Origin of the sequence: Larkinella terrae (assembly GCF_009668025.1) — a bacterium.
In the GTDB taxonomy this organism is placed as follows: domain Bacteria; phylum Bacteroidota; class Bacteroidia; order Cytophagales; family Spirosomataceae; genus Larkinella; species Larkinella terrae.
In genome coordinates this window covers 1003492-1018468 of sequence record NZ_WJXZ01000014.1, presented here as the reverse complement: position 1 = coordinate 1018468, position 14977 = coordinate 1003492, and the positions used below count along the sequence as shown (strand labels likewise).

The window sequence follows — 14977 nt, the reverse complement described above, 5'->3', positions numbered from 1 at the left end:
CCGTTTCGGACCATGAGTGAACTACAAATCCGCCGGATGAGCCTTCCGGAATTGCAGGAAATGGCGGTGGAATGGGCGGCTGCCGAAGGCTGGAATCCCGGTTTACACGACGCTCCCGGTTTTTACGCGGCTGATTCCGAGGGTTTTCTTGGCGGCTGGCTGAACGGGAAACCGATTGCCTGCATTTCGGCGGTTCGCTACCCGCCTGATTTCGGGTTTGTCGGTTTTTATATCGTCCGGCCGGACTACCGGGGAAAAGGCTACGGGCTGGAAATCTGGAATGCCGCCATGCAGCAACTGGCCGGTTGCAACATCGGCCTCGACGGCGTGGTGGCGCAGCAGGAAAATTACAAACGTTCCGGTTTTACATTTGCCTACAACAACATCCGCTTCGAAGGGTTCAGCACCGGCAAACCCACTCCAAAAACCGGTGCAAACCTTGTGCCCTGCGATCAGATCGACTTCGAGTCTCTTCTGGCATACGACCGTCAGTATTTCCCGGCCAATCGACCGGAATTTCTGGCTGCCTGGCTTCGGCAACCCGATTCCGTCGCGCTGGCGGCCCTTGCCGAAAACCAGATTCAAGGATATGGAATGATTCGGCCCTGCCGCAAAGGCTATAAAATTGGACCATTATTTGCCGAAACTGCGGGCGTGGCCGAGCAATTGCTGCATGCCCTTTGTGGACAAATTTCGCTCCAATCGCCTTATTATCTGGATGTTCCGGCCATAAATCCCGAAGCCGTAGCCCTCGCCGGACGGCACGGCATGCAACCGGTTTTCGAAACCGCCCGCATGTATACCGGCTCCACTCCCGATGTAAATCTCAACGGCGTTTTTGGGGTGACGACTTTCGAGTTGGGCTGAGGTCTGAAAAACCGGTTGAGTGTTCTGCTCTCTGCGTCGGGTCTTCCGGTTCGGAAATAGCGCCAGCTATTAACCGATTGCTACCCGTTACCAATTTCGATTTCGTTAGTCTGTGTTGGTTGTAGACCTTTGAATCCGAATCCGGCGGTTGTCGGATCGATTTTCCACACACGAACAACACCGACTAATGACACTGACTGACACATTTAACCCGACGCCAAAACCGTATCGCGAGCCCTCATTAAATACGGTTTATGAACTGCTCTTTGGCGACAATACCGATCTGTATAAAAACACCATCCGGGAGCCTTACGCCTATCCCTGGAACATTTTAATGGCCGACTCGGCTTACGCATCCGATTTGCAGCGGGTAGCCGCCGATCCGAACGTTGAAACCCGGGCAAAAATTCTGGCCTACAACCGTTTACGGAACAGCAGCCAGCGGATCGCCAAACGCGAATTACTGGCGGTTATTATCGAAGTCGGACTCGACGACGGACTGGACGTTCTGGCTTCGTTTCAGGACGGAACGGCCCGGTATATCAACCATTCCGAAAAAGTAATTATCTGGGAAACCACCGATGCTCATTCGCATAGCCTGACGCATAAACTGTTCAAAGAAAGCATCTCTATCGTATCCAAAATTGGTCCGTGGAATGGCGAAAGACGCCCTTACCCGGAGGAGGGAAATGTCCGGATTTCATTTCTGGTTTCGGATGGATTGTATTTCGGAGAAGGCCCGATCAATGTCTTGTTCAATGACGCACTGGCCCGGCCCGCCTTGCAGTCTGCGACCGAATTGATGCAATACCTGACCGAAAAAGCCATTTCAACTAAATAATTGAGCGACTCCTTCCGAATCACGCATACGGATTCCCGGCAACCCTACGCCGAATTCGGAAAAACTATTTGATTATCAGACGAGTTACGCACCATTCGTGGCCCAATAATTCCCTGTTAGTTTTCAACAAAAACCGCCCGGCAGAGGTGTCGGGCGGTTTTTGTTGGGAAAAGAGACGGTTTTTAAAAATCCGTTTCGGCATTCTTCAGGTCCAGTTCCTTGATCCAGATATTGCGGTAGTACACATCGTGCCCTTCGGCCTGCAATTTCAGTCCGCCCGGCGTGTCGGTAATGCCCTTGCCGCCGTCGTTACCGCCGTCGATGCCCGAATTTTTGCCGCCCCACACCTGGTTGATACCCTGGTTCTTATGTACTTTTTTGCCATTGAAATACATCGTCAGCATGGCTTTCTCGGTGCGTTTGCCGTCTTTGAAACGAGCGGCCCGGAAAACGATGTCGTAGGCGTTCCACTTGCCCACCCCGTTGTAGGCATAATAGGGCGAGGGCGTTTCGTTGATCACGGCCGCCATGCCGTGTGAGGTCGTGTCGCCGTCGAGCACCTGAATTTCGTAGCGGTTTTGCAAGTAAACTCCACTATTTCCGCCCGGTTTGACGATGAAAAACTCGATGTGCAGCCGGAAATCGCGGAAAGCCTGTTTGGTGACAATGTCGGCAGAACCGTATTTGCCGCCCGCAGCCGCGGGGTCGTTGGTGTTCAAAACCGTGCCTTTTCCGGCCGGATCTTTTTCAATTGTCCACTTGATGGGCGGGGTAGCGGAAAACCGGGGGCCTTCCCAATAAATCCACTTCGAATCGAGCATTTGGCGCGAGCCATCGAACAGCACTTCAGCATCTTTCGGAGCCTTAGTGCCCACACCCACCTGCGCTTCGACTCGTACAAAAATACCTGAACAGAAGACAGATAGGAGTAAAAGATACCGAATAGAAAATGATTGGTTGATAGAAAATTTCATCAGCAAAAGGTTTTGGAGTCGAATACATTACCAGGAGCTAAAGATAAGCGGGTTTCTGGTAAATGCCGATTGGAAAATTTCAATTATCCATTTAATTTAGATTCGGTTAGCCCCGCAGTACGGGTAGTTTGCAACCGGCTTGCCCTTATTCAGTTGAATCCTAAATCCTTGAAAAATGACCAAAAAAGCATTTACCGTATCCCGGCGTGATTTTTTGCTGGCGGCTGCGGCAACGGCCCTGGCTCCCCCGCTGGCGCTCCGGGCTTCCCGGCGAAAGCTCGGCCCGAACGACAAACTTAATCATGCCTGCATCGGCGTGGGCGGAATGGGCTGGGGCGATCTGAACCAGTTTGGCAAGCACCCCAAAGTCAACATTGTCGCCCTCTGCGATGTCGATTCGGTTCGGCTGAAAAAAGCGTCCGAAGCCTTTCCGAACGCGCGGACCTACACCGACTGGCGTGAGCTTCTCGAAAAAGAAGGCGACAAAATTGATTCGGTGAACGTCACCGTGCCGGATCATAACCACTTTGTCATTGCCGTAAATGCCATTCGGGCGGGCAAACACGTCTATTGCCAGAAACCGATGTGTCACGATGTGGCCGAGGTGCGCGCCCTGACCGAAACCGCCGTCAAAGCCGGCGTGATCACCCAACTGGGCACCCAGATTGCCTCTACCAAAGGCGACCGCACGGCCGTGCGCTGGATTAAGGAAGGCGCCATCGGCAAAATCAAGCACGCTTACCTGTGTTCAAACCGCCCCGGTGCCGTTGAAAATTACCGGCTCGTTGGCCCGCGCCCGGCCGAAGGACAGGAAGCACCATCGACCCTGAACTGGGATCTGTGGCTCGGAACCGCCCCCGCGCGGCCTTTTTCGCCGGACATCTACCACCCCACCAAATGGCGGGCCTGGCAGGATTTCGGAACCGGCTGGTCGGGCGATATAGGCTGCCATATTTTCGATGCCGTCTGGAAAGGACTGGGCCTGAAACCGCCCAAATCGGTGATTGCCGAAGTACAGAAATCCTGGGAAGAATCGCCCGCGCGCCGGGCCGACACCTGGCCGCAGGGCAACCACATCACCTGGACGTTTCCGGGGAATAAAATGACCGAGTCAAAAACCCTGCCCCTGGAGTGGTTCGACGGTGAATTTTATCCGCCGGAAGAAATCCGGGCCTTGTATTCGGTGGCGGATTACCCGGCCGAATCGGCGATGCTGATCGGTACGAAAGGCGCGCTGCTCATTCCGCACGGTGGGTTCCCGGTTTTGTTACCAAAAACCAGTTTTGAAAACTATAAAGTACCCGAACTGCCCGACCGCAATCACTACCACCATTTTGTGGATGCCTGCCTGGGTGGTGAAAAAACCGAGTCGCACTTTGCCCAATCCGGCCCCATGACCGAAGCGATTCTACTGGGAACGGTGGCCATTCGCGTGCCGGGCAAGCTGCTGGAATGGGATTCAGCCAAAATGAAATTCCCGAATAATCCCGACGCGGAGCGGTATCTGAGCCGAATTTACCGCGACGGCTGGCGAATTGCCGGACGGTAGTGGATCATCAAAAAAGCCGCAAACGGATTCCGTTTGCGGCTTTTTTGCCCCCAACCCCCTAAAAGGGCTTTATGAAACCTGATTTAGCAGCCCCCTTCAGGGGGTTGGGGGCCTATTACCGAAGGGCCTGGATAACCTCAGCGCTGACCCAGAAAATATCCCCGCTTCGGCTGAAAAACAGGTATTTTCCGTCACTGGAAACGAAGGGGCAAAACTCGTATTGGTCGGTGTTGACGGCGCTGCCCATGTTTTTGGCTTTCTGCCACCCGCCGTTCGCGTCTTTAAAGCTGATGAACAGATCGCCTTTTCCCAAACCATCGGGCCGTTCGGCGCAAAAAATCAGGTACGACTCGTCGGGTGCCACAAACACGTCGGCTTCGTAATGATCGCTGTTGACTGCTGCGTCGAGCTTCTGCGCGGGCTGAAATTCCCCCTTCGAAAACCGGGACGAATACACGTCGTAATTGTTGTCGTTGGCCTGACCGGTTTCCCGGTTCGACGAGAAATACATCGTTCCGCTGGTTGTAAACGACATGTAGTATTCGTTTTTTCCGGCATTGATGGACTTTCCGGCGCTGATAATCCGGGAGGAATCCCAACCGGTTTTGGTCCGGTTGATGTACCAGATGTCAAAATCCTTTTTGGGGCCTTTGCCGTCGGCCACGCGATCCGAAATGAAAAACAGCTTCGATCCGTCGGGTGACAAAAACGGGTCATTGTATTCGTACTGATCGCTGGCCAGGACAATGGCCGGTTCCGTCCAGCGGTTGTTTTCAAACCGAATCAGCCGGATTTGCGGTTTTTTATTGATGATCACGGCGTAGTAAAACTCCCGGCCGTCTTTCGAAAAAACGGAGCCGTATTCGTAGGTATCTTTCGCCGAAACCGTCCCCGGCGCAAACACTTCCGCAACCCGACCGGGCGGTTTTTGATTCAGGTACATCGACGAAACCGGCATCGCCCGCTGGCCGATCGTTTCAAAAGTCATTAGTAAACAAACCGATAGAGCTTGAAGCAACTTCATGGTTGGGGATAGGTTATGAAAAGGAAGATTCAGGCAGTTTTTTCACTCGGCCCGCAAGCTCTTTACGGGATTCATCAATGCGGTTTTGACACTCTGGAAAATGACCGTGAGCAACGCAATCAGCAACGCCAGCGAGCCCGCCAGCGCGAACACCCACCAGTCAAGGTCGATCTTGTAGGCGAAATCCGTGAGCCACTGCCGCATGACGTACCAGCCAACCGGTATTGCCAGCACAATGCCCATCAACACCAGTTTCAGGAAATCCTGCGACAACAGCGCGACGACGCTGGACACCGATGCGCCCAAAACCTTCCGAACGCCGATTTCTTTCTTGCGTTGCTCGGCCGTGAAAGCCGCCAGACCAAACAGGCCGAGGCACGCAATGAAAATGGCAATTCCCGAAAAGGCCAGGAATAAACCGCCTTTCCGTTCGTCGGAGCGGTATTGTTCGGCAAACGTCTGATCCAGAAAGGCGTATTCAAACGGCTGATTTGGATTCACCGCTTCAAACATCTTCTGCACGTACGCCAGAGCCGCCGGAATGTTTTTCGGAGCCACCCGGATGAGCAGATGATCGCCTTTTTCCCGGCTCATCTCCAGCAGCAGCGGTTCGATCTGGTTGTGGAGCGAGCGCAGGTGAAAATCATGGATGACCCCGGCAATCGCTACTTTCTTTTCGTTTACTTCAATCAAGCCGGTCGTCCGGTTTTTCCAGCCCAGCCGCCGGAGCATTGCTTCGTTGACCAGAACCGCCCCCGTGGAATCACTGCTCAGATCCGGCGAGAAATTCCGTCCTTCTTTCACCTTGATTTTCAATACATTCAGGAAGTCGGCATCCACGGCGAAATGTTCCGTGCTGACGGGTTGCTCTTTTCCGTCGACGTAAAAACTGTAGGTCGTTTTGTCGTTGATCTCCCCCCCAACCGACCCGTTCGTCAGGCTCGCACCTGCAATCAAACCATTCTGTAACAACCTGGTTTTCAAAATCGTGGCCGACTCCTGCACCGAAGGCGATTTGAGAGCCAGCGAAATGACCTGTTCCTGATTGAAGCCCAGCTGCGTCGTTCGCATGTATTGCAACTGCCGGTACACGACGATCGTGCCCACGATCATCACCATCGAAATGGCGAATTGCAGCACCACCAGCGATTTCCGCAGCAATGCCCCCTTTCCGCTGCCGGTGAAACCTCCTTTCAGCACCGAAACCGGTTTGAATCGGGACAGAATAAATGCGGGGTAAAGTCCGCTGACCAAACCGACCAAGATCGTAAAAACCGTCAGGAATCCGGCAGTTTCCCAGTCCCGGAAGTCCAGCGAGAGTGATTTGTCGGCAATCAGATTGAAAAAAGGCAGGAGCGTATATAGCAGCGTCAGGCTGACGAAGGTGGCTAAAAACGACAGCAAGAGGGATTCCGTCAGAAACTGCGCCACGAGGTGAATTTTCAGCGACCCAATGGCCTTTCGGACACCGATTTCCTTCGCGCGTCCGGCCGAGCGGGCGGTTGCCAGATTGACGTAATTGACGATTGCGATGAGTAAAATGAACAAACCGATGGCCGAGAAGGTGTACACGTAGGCCATCGTACTCCCGTTTTCTTCGCCCATCAGGTGGGTCGACCGCAGGTGCATGTCCGTCAGCGGCTGGAACGTGATGTTGAATTTTACTTTAGAACGACTGTCATCGCCGATGGCATTGGCAATATATTTTTTATAGAAGGCTGGCATTTTACGTTCCAGCCGGGACCGATCGCTTTCCTGATTCAGTAAAACGTAAACTGCCGAATTGAAACTGTCCCATTTTTCGAGCCGGATGCCGCTGGCTTTTGGGTTGGTGTATGGCAGAATGGCGTCGAATTTCAGGTGATGATTGCCCGGCACATCGCTGATGACTCCGGCTACCGTAAAAGGCTGATTTTCTTTGAAGAGAACGGTTTTTCCCAACAAACCGTCCGTTTTTCCAAACAGATTCATCGCCAGTTTTCGGGTCAGCACCACGCTGTTCGGATGCATCAGGGCGGTTTTGGGGCTGCCTGCGATGAAAGTGTAATCAAAGAACGAAAACAGCGTCGAGTCGGCATAGATCAGGTGCTTGACGTACAGCGCTTTTTCGCCCGCCCGGAACAGGTTTTCATTCCCGGTTTTTACCCGCAGCACATTCCCGATTTCCGGGTACTCATGTTGCAGGGCTGGCCCCATGGGTGCCGAAGCAATGCCGAGTTTGTATTCATTATCCGCCCAGCGAATGTCCAGATTGACCCGGTAAATATGAGCGGCTTTTTTATGATACCGGTCGTAACTCAGCTCATCCCGGACGTACAGACCGAGCAGGAGGACGCAGGTCATGCCGGTAGCTAAGCCCAGCAGCGTCAGGAGGCTGTACGTCTTGTTTCGAATCAGGTTTCGCCAGGCAATTTTGAAGTAATTCTGCAGCATAGTCGGGAAGTTTGCGGACGCGCAATCAAACGCTCAACTATCGTACCACGGCCCAAAAACCGGCCTATCAAGCGCTGGAGGCCGATTTCAAAAAATCTCCTGTACGGTTTCGGACAAGCGATGTCCGGTTTTGGCGGGCGGTTTTTCAGTCCCTCCTACTCGTCCGACAACGCCAGTTTGATGTGCGCCAGGTGGTGCTGCGTGTGCCAGGCCGAGATCGCAATGGCCTGCGCCTGATCGAACCAGATTTTCCGAACCGGGTGGTAGTATTTGATCGCCAACTGCTCGTCCGTCAGCGATTTCATCAGGTAAACGTAGCGACGCGTGATGCTGTCAAACGACACCAGCGAATCCTCGATCGGGGCGGTTTTTCCGTCGGGCGTTTCCACCCATTTGTCCATGTTGATGAGCGTTACGACCTCATAATCAGGCTCAGTCAGCGCTTTTTTCATCCGAAAGAAGTGAACCAGCTGAATGTCGCTGACGTGGTGAATCAGTTGCTGAATCGTCCAGCTTCCCTCCCGGTAGGTTCGGCCCAGATCTTCCGGCGCCAGGTCCTCAACCAGCAGCCGGTAGCTGGCGGGAATCGTTTCGATAATGGAAATGAACTGCTTTATTTCTTCCGGCGAGTACGATTCCTTGTACTGGAAGAGACCGATGGGGTATCTGCGGTTGTCCATGTTGGGTCAAAATATTAGCAATTTTAATAAAAAGCCGCAAAAGGTAGCGGTTTATGGTTTTATTCTTCCAAGTCCGGCTGAAACCGTCGCGATCGGGGAAAATAAGGTAAGTTTACGAAAAAATTCCAAATTTAATACTGACACCTTACCAAAAAAGCTTATTTTTAGCATTCTTGAAAAGGCTCAAAAATTTTATTATGAAACTATTTATTCTTAAGGATCGAGAGCGTGACTTAGAAGCAGCAATAGCCAAAAATATTAAGGGTGACTATATTTATTCATATCCTCCAAGACAAACCTATAGTTCGGAGCATCCAGAATTACCTGCATTAGCAATTGATTCAGTTCATCAATTTAATGTATTGAATTTGTATTTCCATATTCCTTTCTGTAGACAAATCTGTTCGTTCTGTAATTTATATGCCATGAAATCAGAAAATGAGGAAATGCATACAAATTACGTCACCACCTTACTTAAAGAATTTGATAATTTATTGCCTTTAATTAATGAGAAAAGAATCAGGACTATCTATATTGGCGGTGGCACTCCATCTTTACTTTCTCTATCCAATTTTGAAAGGTTATTTGTTAAAATAACTTCGCTTTCAATAGAAAAGTCAGCAGAGATTGCATTAGAGGTTGCACCTGATACGGTTGAGGAAATTAAGTTTACCCATTTGAAAGAGCTCGGGCTTAATCGGGTAAATCTGGGTTTTCAGACAACTGAAGATACAGAACTTAAAGAAATTAATCGCAAACACGGTAATTATCAGCTTCACAAGGCTTTTGATATTATTAAAAAAGTTAACATACCCAATACCTGTATTGATTTGATATATGGTTTCCCAAATCAAAGTACCCAAAACTGGCTTACATCTTTACAAACAGTTATCCAATTTAATCCCGAAACAATTTGTATCTATCCACTTACTTTAAGGCCAAATACGGGCTTCAGTGCGAAAGGATATACGTCTGTGGATGGATTCAGCCAATATGAAAAGTTTGTATTGGCTAACGATCTTTTAATTGGTAGTGGCTATCGTCGTGAAACAAACGTTCGGTATATTAAGGATGGAGGGGGATATAAACAAAAAGAAAATCACTGGAGGCTAGAAAATATTTTGGGGTTTGGGGCAGGGGCAAGGAGTTATCTGTGGAATTGCGATACAAGAAACGGTTACAATTTAGTCGCCAGAAAGAATGTACTGCATGAATACATACAGCATGTTGAAATGGGAATTAACCCGATCGCTGATGGTTTTGTACTAAACTGGGAGGAAAGAAAGCGAAAGGCAGTTATACTTGGTTTGCATTCGCTTAATCGGGCTTGGTATAAGGAGATCTTTGGCAATGATGTCATCAATGATTTTGGTGAAGAACTTCTATTTCTTCGAAATAGAGAATTAATAAATATATTTCCGGATTCCATAAATTTAACAGAAGATGGAATTAAATATAGAGATTTGATTGCCGAGTTTTTCTTTAGTGATCAGGTAATTTCCCTATTAAAAGCCCTCCCGTAACCAATGAAGGTAAACGTCAGAAAAGCGCTCCAGATTACTATATACGTCATTGGTAGCTTATACGCTTTTATTTCTATTATTTCAACTTTTAATGGCCTAAAAGATACTTCGGAAAACTTAAATACAGTATTAAATTTTTTTGACCCAAAAATAACAATCATAGCTTTAAGTTGTATTCTATTCCTGTTTGCCTATTTGTTTTACCATCTTTACAAAGAAAACAATGCGCTAAGATTGACTGAAGATGAATTAAAAAAAGAATTAATAATAGTAACAGAAAAATCAAAAACAGATTTGCAAACCGTCGAAGAGAGAGCAAAGATCGACATGGCAAGCATTAAAATAAAAATGGAAGAAGCTGATGCGTTTGCTAAAAAAACGCAGCTAGAATTAATTAATACCAATATAAAACTCAACATAACTCTTCAGCAAGAACGGGATCTATGGCAACAATTAATCAAAATTAACCGGGTCTTCTATTTAAGTAAACCTTTCGACTGGCCAGATGTACAAAACCTCCTTAATCGACTTTTAGAAGAGCTAGAAAAGCGATTCCCTTTAAAAATGCGTGAGAAAGAAGTCCGTATTTCGATTGTAGTACCTGGTTTTAACGGTACGATCAAAATTTTGGCAGTTAAACGTATTTCCGAAGATCGCAGACAGTATTTAGAAAAATACACAAAATGGAAAATAAATGGCACTTCTTCCTATTACGAAAAGGCAATTAATCTAGATATCGAAAATAACCGGAATAAGAAATATTACCGACCAAAAGATGGAGAGCCAGGATATTTTAGTGGACGGCCTACGCAGAGCTATGAAAGTTCTAAAGCTCATTTTTTCGTTTCGATAAAGAAAGATGTATATAAAGAGGAATTCCCTGGTAGTTGTGTCGCTGTCGTATCGATTAGTTCTCCTGATAAAACAGTAATCCCTTTGGGAGAAGAAGAAGAAGAAGTTTTTTATTTAAGTATTTATTCCGTTATTAAAGGAATTGAAGCCGTATTAATACAGTATGCCAAAAGCGCTCGGAAAAGCAACATTAATTCGTCATATTAAACGGTAAGTGCCGAAGAACAGCTCTAACTCTCTGCTCACGATCTCCGAATAATATGATTGGTTTAGAGCCTAACAGCTCAATGAACTTCAGGATCTCTTCGGCAGCTCTTTCCCGCAAAAAGGGGTCTACAAGCCGGACTCCATCCTGCTCAATGGCGACTTCATGATGATCACAGAAGAAAACGAGATCATAGTTAATATGGTCAAGTTGATCCAATAACAGAATATTATTTACCTCTTTTGTCAGTAGAGAATCATGCGCTAAATTCCCATGTACGCCATTATCACAAATTAATAATTTATCATCTTTTTCATTTCTTTTTTCATTAAGGATTTGCCTGACAAGTAAATACTCCCGAATAGCTGGCAGTGACCAGCCATCTGGAGGAATCAGGTCTGAAATTTCCCTTGCTTCCTCCAGCAATAGCTTACAGTTGGGGATCGCCTGAATTAAATCATAGCAAAGTGTCGTTTTCCCCGAACAATAAGTACCAGTAATTACTATTTTCATTTTTAGTATAATTCATTAAATATCATTTATAATAAGAATCCTTTGGTACTGTGACAAGCAAGTGGTTAAACAATCAATAAATGTATTTTTTTTAAGCTACCAAACTAAATAATGAAAAACTTTCACGATTTCGGGGCAATTTCCTCCGTTCTCGCTCGCGTGTCGCGAGTGAGGTCTATTTTAAGGACCTCCGGCCCGAACTTTGTCTTCGATCACCTGTTAGTGGCTATGATCGGACCAGGGTCTCTATTGATAGATAATCCTCACTCGCGACACGCGAGCGAAAACCGATTTTTCCCATTGGAACTGGGGCAAAAAGCAAGGAATATCGAATAACGAACACCGAATAACGAAGGTTGAAAACCGGTACTTAAACTTCGGCAGTGGCAGGAACCAGTTTGGCGCCGAGCTGCAGGACGCGGCCCAGGTCGTCGGCGTTTCGCCAGGTTTGGATCATCAGGCCATCGACGATGTGAAAGATGAAAGTCGACGTAAAAACCTGTTGTTTGCCCTGCGCCGGAATACCGAAAAAGCTGTTCTGCAGGCAGGTGTTAGTAGCCCGCACCGCCACCAGATCGCCTTCGGCCAGCATCAGGTTCACCTCCCAAAGCTGATCGACGTGATCGAAAGTGCCGAACAGAAAGCGGATTCCGTCGGGGCCGGAAGGCATCACCGGCGGACCGCCGTACATTTTCCATTCCGGGTGCGTCAGCGCGCAGAGTTCCTCGATTTTCCCTTCGCTGACGAGCTGAAGCCACAATTGGGCGAGTTCTTTATTTTTTTCAATGACTGACATGATTGCGTGAGGTGAAGAGTGGAAAAAACCGGACGGTTTCGAAACCGTCCGGCGAAATCGGTTGCTTACTGTGCGGGAGCCACCATGACGAATTTGGGGTTGGCCGCCGTGCCTTTTACGTCACCGCGCACGACGTCATTCTGGAAATAGTACAGCGGTTTTTTGTTGGCCGTGGTTTGTTTGGTGCCATCGGCGCGGCTGATCGAACCGAAGAACACGCCGTTCAGTGTCGAAGGCGCAATGGCCGACGGCTGGGCCAGAAACTGCGGCCAGACGGTCAGACAGCCATCCTTGCAGTTGCTCACATCGTCGGTATCACCGGTGAAGGTGTAGAGCGTCCGGCCACCAATTCCGACTAGGTATTTCCCGGCGCCTTTGTCGGCCACCATCACGGTATAATCCGGTTTTGCCACGTAGAAGCTATTCTTGCCTTCGCCGTTGACGTCACCGGCTTTGGTATCCTGCGCAAAGCGGTACAACGGCCAGCCTTTGAAGGTGTTTTGTTTGCTGCCATCGGCGCGGGTAATGACGCCGAACTGCGTCGAATCCAGGCTGGAATTGAAAACCCGGTTTTTTTCGTAGAACACGGGCCAGACATCCGTGCAACCGCCGGAACAATTGCTCTTGCCGTCGACATCCTTGGCAAACAGATAAAGCGTATTGCCCGAACCGTCGGTCAGCACCTGACCAAATTTACCATCCTGCCGAACGTCGATGTTGGCGGCCGGTCCGGCGGGCGCGGGCGAATCGGAGCTGGTCTGACAGGCCTGGAGAATCGCGAAACCGACGATGGCGGCTAATGCAAGTGATTTAAAAGAGTTGTTCAAAAACGTATTCATTGTTTTTTAATAAATGGTGGATAAATTGAAAAAACTGGACTACTTAATTGGAAATCAAAAAGTTACGGCGAGTTACTCCTAAATCCCCTGAAGGGAACTCTCAAATCCGGATTAGCCGAGTCCAAGTCCCCTTCAGGGGATTCAGGAGTTTTATTTTGCTTAATCTTCCCCATCTCCGTCGTAATCGGAGGTGTCCCAGTCCATGTCCGAATAGTCGCTGTCGTAATCGGTTCCCGGCCCGAAAATCCGTTTCACCTTGACGTAGAGAAAGACAACTCCAAGCAACAGCAGCAGGAACGTGTAGAAGATCAGATCGGCGGAGGATAATCCAAGAAACAGCAACATGGACGGTGGTATTTAGAGGGTGGAGATCGCTCGGAATCAGCCTTTATTGGCGAACTCCACTTTATTCTGAACCTTGATCTGCTCGGCAATTTTCATCATTACCAGCTTCGGCACTTCGATTTTGTGCGCTTCCAAAGCCACGATGAAATCCGAAACCAGCGTAATTTTACCAGGCTCGATCGTCAGTTTACCGGTCAGCGTGCGGGGCTGTTTGACTCCGTGGATTTCGAACATTCCTTTGGCCGTCACGGGGTACGTACCCGGTTTTTTCCAGTCGATTTTTTCGTTAATCGTGCCTTCAAAGCTGGCATTGGGGTATTTTTCCGACTCGATGTAGTTTTCGTTGAAGTGTTCCTGCATCAGTTTGTTCGGGAATTCGAAGTCGGTCATCGCCATTTTGACGGCCAGTTGGTTCGTCGCCGGATTCAGGGCGGCTTTTACCTTGCTGTTGGCGGCTGCGATGTTTTCCAGGGGCGTTTCGGAGAAAAACTTGCTTTCGCCTTTGCTGGCCGACAGGACCTGAGCGGAGGCAGTGATGTTCATGGCCAGTGCTGGCACGGCTACGAGTAAGAGAGTACGTAGGTTCATTGTTGTTTAAAATGGAATGTGTGAAAAATGGAATGGATAAAACGAATTGACTAAAAATTAATGGTCGAAGCTGAACGTGCGCGACACGCTGAAACCGAAATGGATGTCGCCTTTTTCAAACTGCCCGCCAAAAGCACCGCCGGTTTGCGTCAGGAACTGCTTCTCGATCATCCCGAACGAATTGGTGAAAATGAGCTGGAAAACGTGGCCGCCGGTTTCGATATCGAGTCCTAACGCTATCGGATTATACGTCGCGAAAGGCTGACCGGTTTTGAGCCGGTTCTGATCGACCCAATAGTATTCGGCGTTGATCGACATGCGTTTGTTGAATTTCAGCCGACCGCCGATTCCGACCGACGGAATAACCTGCGTCTGACCCGGTTTGACCGGGCTGGGGCGGAAAATCGCCGTCGGCATCAGTTGCAGCGAAAACGATTCGCTGACCTTCCGGGCAATTAGCAAATGACCGCTGCCGACCAGCCGCTCTGAGTAAACTTTGAACTCACCTCCCTGCGCCGGTTTGCGGGGGTCCAGGGCCAGCGTTCCCAGGGCCGAGATCGTTACCGGAAACGACCGGCTGCCTTTCGTCTGGCGGATCAGCCTGGCTTTCAGGTAGCTATCCAGATTTTTCTCGATGGTGCTGCGGCCGATGCCAAACGTCAGGTTGTCGTTGATGCCGTATTCCAGCCCCAGCCGAACGGTGGCGTAATCCAGGCCAAAAAACTCGTCGACCCCTTTGTTGATCCGGTCGAACCGGTGCGAAATGCGGAAGTCCAGGTGTTTGGCTTTGATGGTTTCTACCGTGTGGCCATTCAGGAGCCGGGTAGATTTGAACGTGGCCGTAACGGGTCGCGTTGTGGGCTCGGCGTCCAGGTTGGACAGCAGATCAGTTTGGGCAAAAACCGGCCCGCCAGCCAGAAAGGCCAGAATAAACAGTCGTTTCATACG

The 14977-nt window shown here is 49.3% G+C and carries 15 protein-coding genes; 5 read left to right on the top strand and 10 right to left on the bottom strand.

Features of this window, described 5'->3' with window-relative positions; genetic code table 11:
• Positions 1-12 precede the first annotated feature (12 nt).
• Both GJJ30_RS25930 and GJJ30_RS25925 read left to right on the top strand, forming a co-directional pair.
• Entirely contained in the window at positions 13-867 is an 855-nt protein-coding gene (locus tag GJJ30_RS25930; protein ID WP_205880617.1) for a GNAT family N-acetyltransferase, read from the top strand.
• Between the two features lie 187 nt (positions 868-1054).
• Positions 1055-1708: a hypothetical protein gene (locus tag GJJ30_RS25925; protein WP_154178072.1), complete on the top strand. Its 654-nt coding sequence runs from the start codon at positions 1055-1057 to the stop codon at positions 1706-1708.
• A 182-nt stretch (positions 1709-1890) separates the two neighbouring features.
• On the opposite strand, the gene GJJ30_RS25920 is transcribed toward GJJ30_RS25925, so the two are convergent.
• Positions 1891-2682, bottom strand: coding sequence for a 3-keto-disaccharide hydrolase (locus tag GJJ30_RS25920; RefSeq protein ID WP_154178071.1), 792 nt, complete (start codon positions 2680-2682; stop codon positions 1891-1893).
• A 175-nt stretch (positions 2683-2857) separates the two neighbouring features.
• Between GJJ30_RS25920 and GJJ30_RS25915 the strand changes: the two genes are divergently transcribed.
• A complete protein-coding gene (locus tag GJJ30_RS25915) occupies positions 2858-4231 on the top strand; it encodes a Gfo/Idh/MocA family protein (RefSeq protein ID WP_154178070.1) in 1374 nt (457 codons plus the stop codon).
• A gap of 115 nt (positions 4232-4346) precedes the next feature.
• Here GJJ30_RS25915 and GJJ30_RS25910 read toward each other — a convergent pair whose 3' ends face one another.
• The 3 genes from GJJ30_RS25910 to GJJ30_RS25900 all read right to left on the bottom strand — a co-directional run bounded on the left by GJJ30_RS25910 (position 4347) and on the right by GJJ30_RS25900 (position 8368).
• Positions 4347-5255, bottom strand: a complete 909-nt coding sequence (locus tag GJJ30_RS25910) for a TolB family protein (RefSeq protein WP_154178069.1) — start codon at positions 5253-5255, stop codon at positions 4347-4349.
• Positions 5256-5297: 42 nt separating this feature from the next.
• Positions 5298-7688, bottom strand: coding sequence for an ABC transporter permease (locus tag GJJ30_RS25905; protein ID WP_154178068.1), 2391 nt, complete (start codon positions 7686-7688; stop codon positions 5298-5300).
• Positions 7689-7843: 155 nt separating this feature from the next.
• Positions 7844-8368 carry a YfiT family bacillithiol transferase gene (locus GJJ30_RS25900; RefSeq protein ID WP_154178067.1) on the bottom strand — a complete coding sequence of 175 codons (525 nt, stop codon included), beginning with the start codon at positions 8366-8368 and terminating at the stop codon, positions 7844-7846.
• 197 nt (positions 8369-8565) lie between these two features.
• Between GJJ30_RS25900 and GJJ30_RS25895 the strand changes: the two genes are divergently transcribed.
• Both GJJ30_RS25895 and GJJ30_RS25890 read left to right on the top strand, forming a co-directional pair.
• Positions 8566-9891, top strand: a complete 1326-nt coding sequence (locus GJJ30_RS25895) for a coproporphyrinogen-III oxidase family protein (RefSeq protein WP_154178066.1) — start codon at positions 8566-8568, stop codon at positions 9889-9891.
• 3 nt (positions 9892-9894) lie between these two features.
• Positions 9895-10950 (top strand): hypothetical protein, encoded by a 1056-nt coding sequence (locus GJJ30_RS25890; protein WP_154178065.1) that lies wholly within the window; start codon positions 9895-9897, stop codon positions 10948-10950.
• Here GJJ30_RS25890 and GJJ30_RS25885 read toward each other — a convergent pair.
• The 6 genes from GJJ30_RS25885 to GJJ30_RS25860 form a co-directional block, all read right to left on the bottom strand.
• Complete coding sequence (locus tag GJJ30_RS25885; protein ID WP_154178064.1) at positions 10934-11461, bottom strand: ATP/GTP-binding protein; 528 nt, start codon at positions 11459-11461, stop codon at positions 10934-10936. The two genes, GJJ30_RS25890 and GJJ30_RS25885, sit on opposite strands and share 17 nt — an antisense overlap.
• Positions 11462-11831: 370 nt before the next feature.
• The gene (locus tag GJJ30_RS25880) at positions 11832-12257 is read right to left on the bottom strand and encodes an ester cyclase (protein ID WP_154178063.1); all 426 of its coding nucleotides are present in this window, start codon (positions 12255-12257) and stop codon (positions 11832-11834) included.
• Between the two features lie 65 nt (positions 12258-12322).
• Entirely contained in the window at positions 12323-13096 is a 774-nt protein-coding gene (locus tag GJJ30_RS25875; protein ID WP_154178062.1) for a hypothetical protein, read from the bottom strand.
• A 159-nt stretch (positions 13097-13255) separates the two neighbouring features.
• The gene (locus GJJ30_RS25870; RefSeq protein WP_154178061.1) at positions 13256-13441 is read right to left on the bottom strand and encodes a hypothetical protein; all 186 of its coding nucleotides are present in this window, start codon (positions 13439-13441) and stop codon (positions 13256-13258) included.
• Positions 13442-13477: 36 nt separating this feature from the next.
• Positions 13478-14029: a YceI family protein gene (locus GJJ30_RS25865; protein ID WP_154178060.1), complete on the bottom strand. Its 552-nt coding sequence runs from the start codon at positions 14027-14029 to the stop codon at positions 13478-13480.
• Between the two features lie 57 nt (positions 14030-14086).
• Entirely contained in the window at positions 14087-14974 is an 888-nt protein-coding gene (locus tag GJJ30_RS25860; protein ID WP_154178059.1) for a DUF5777 family beta-barrel protein, read from the bottom strand.
• Positions 14975-14977 lie beyond the last annotated feature (3 nt).

Coding starts and splice junctions, on each gene's coding strand:
- GJJ30_RS25930 (WP_205880617.1), top strand. CDS start 13: ATGAGTGAACTACAAATCCGCCGGATGAGCCTTCCGGAATTGCAGGAA.
- GJJ30_RS25925 (WP_154178072.1), top strand. CDS start 1,055: ATGACACTGACTGACACATTTAACCCGACGCCAAAACCGTATCGCGAG.
- GJJ30_RS25920 (WP_154178071.1), bottom strand. CDS start 2,682: ATGAAATTTTCTATCAACCAATCATTTTCTATTCGGTATCTTTTACTC.
- GJJ30_RS25915 (WP_154178070.1), top strand. CDS start 2,858: ATGACCAAAAAAGCATTTACCGTATCCCGGCGTGATTTTTTGCTGGCG.
- GJJ30_RS25910 (WP_154178069.1), bottom strand. CDS start 5,255: ATGAAGTTGCTTCAAGCTCTATCGGTTTGTTTACTAATGACTTTTGAA.
- GJJ30_RS25905 (WP_154178068.1), bottom strand. CDS start 7,688: ATGCTGCAGAATTACTTCAAAATTGCCTGGCGAAACCTGATTCGAAAC.
- GJJ30_RS25900 (WP_154178067.1), bottom strand. CDS start 8,368: ATGGACAACCGCAGATACCCCATCGGTCTCTTCCAGTACAAGGAATCG.
- GJJ30_RS25895 (WP_154178066.1), top strand. CDS start 8,566: ATGAAACTATTTATTCTTAAGGATCGAGAGCGTGACTTAGAAGCAGCA.
- GJJ30_RS25890 (WP_154178065.1), top strand. CDS start 9,895: ATGAAGGTAAACGTCAGAAAAGCGCTCCAGATTACTATATACGTCATT.
- GJJ30_RS25885 (WP_154178064.1), bottom strand. CDS start 11,461: ATGAAAATAGTAATTACTGGTACTTATTGTTCGGGGAAAACGACACTT.
- GJJ30_RS25880 (WP_154178063.1), bottom strand. CDS start 12,257: ATGTCAGTCATTGAAAAAAATAAAGAACTCGCCCAATTGTGGCTTCAG.
- GJJ30_RS25875 (WP_154178062.1), bottom strand. CDS start 13,096: ATGAATACGTTTTTGAACAACTCTTTTAAATCACTTGCATTAGCCGCC.
- GJJ30_RS25870 (WP_154178061.1), bottom strand. CDS start 13,441: ATGTTGCTGTTTCTTGGATTATCCTCCGCCGATCTGATCTTCTACACG.
- GJJ30_RS25865 (WP_154178060.1), bottom strand. CDS start 14,029: ATGAACCTACGTACTCTCTTACTCGTAGCCGTGCCAGCACTGGCCATG.
- GJJ30_RS25860 (WP_154178059.1), bottom strand. CDS start 14,974: ATGAAACGACTGTTTATTCTGGCCTTTCTGGCTGGCGGGCCGGTTTTT.